General features: G+C 41.6%; 2 protein-coding genes. One reads left to right on the forward strand and one right to left on the reverse strand.

Annotated elements, in window-relative coordinates; all coding sequences use genetic code 11:
• The first annotated feature begins 285 nt into the window (after positions 1 to 285).
• Positions 286 to 657 (forward strand): hypothetical protein, encoded by a 372-nt coding sequence (locus LD39_RS19590; protein WP_035552293.1) that lies wholly within the window; start codon positions 286 to 288, stop codon positions 655 to 657.
• 127 nt (positions 658 to 784) lie between these two features.
• Here the strand turns inward: LD39_RS19590 and LD39_RS19595 are convergent.
• Positions 785 to 1,128, reverse strand: a 344-nt coding sequence (locus LD39_RS19595; protein ID WP_035552296.1) for an alpha/beta hydrolase fold domain-containing protein, incomplete at its 5' end; no start/stop codon positions are given.

Genomic DNA, 1,128 nt, shown 5'->3' on the forward strand with positions numbered 1-1,128 from the left:
CGGTGAGATCCCGGAAGACGGAGTCTGAGGAAGCTCAGCACATGCCCACGGAAAGCGAGCGATTTCCAGGACCTCCTAATTCTGCCCCAAGAAAAGGAAACAGGCTTACAATCATCTCGAAATCAAGTCTTCAACAATCCTGCACGATTCTTGAACAACCTCTATCGATAAAGTAATTATTTTAGTTACAAATATTGCTAATCATTAAACTTTCTCTACTCTTAACCGTATAGAACTAGAAATCAGGTGAACTTTTGTAGATCATAGAATGAAGGGAGGGAAATCATGAAGTATATCATCTCTTTAATGCTTGCTCTCTTAATCTTAACAGGCTGCCAGCAAGATCAAGGCAGTGAGAATGCCAACGTATCTATTAAAGATCAAGAGGGAGAAGTCATTGTCACGGAGTCGGACTTCTCTAGTGCTCGTCTACAAGACAATCAAGATCAGAAAGTGATCACACTGACTTACAAGGATGCTGACAAGTTGAAAGAAATGACTGAGAATCACTTCAATGAAAAGGTCCATGTATATTTAGGAGAGGAGAAAATATCTTCTCCACGTATCTCTCAAGTGATTGATAGTGATTCTATTCAAATTTCTGGCGACTATTCGGACGAACAAGCCAAGTCGTTTATTGATGTAATCAATAACTAAAGAAACTTTTGGGCCTTGTGCCTTTAGTATTCTTTGTTTAGGAAGATGAAAGAGCTGTTGACTAGTTTATTGCTGGTCTCCAGCTTTTTATTTTAATGGCAAGCCAGCTCAGTCTAATTCCTCTTCTCTAAGATTGAACCGCATTTTTTATTTCCTCTGCGATTAGTTTCCAGGCTTCCTCAGCTTTTGGCTTTGGTCCCAGATGAGTGAAGGCATGAAAGCAGTCTTTAAATATTTCGTGGCGCACTTGGATGCATGCATCCTTTAATTTCTCGGCATAAACCCCTGCCTCTGGCGCAAAGGCATCGTGTTCTGCAACGATAAAGAGAGCTCTTGCGATGCCTTTTACATTCTTAGCTAATACAGGGGAGGCATGTGGGTGTTCCGCCTGAGCCTGCAGTGGTACATAACAGTAGTTTAAAAAATTTGCGGCCTGAGGAAATTTCGCTCGTCTAGGATCACGCTCCGGTT

This window comes from Halobacillus sp. BBL2006 (assembly GCF_000786645.1).
Taxonomy (GTDB): domain Bacteria; phylum Bacillota; class Bacilli; order Bacillales; family Halobacillaceae; genus Halobacillus.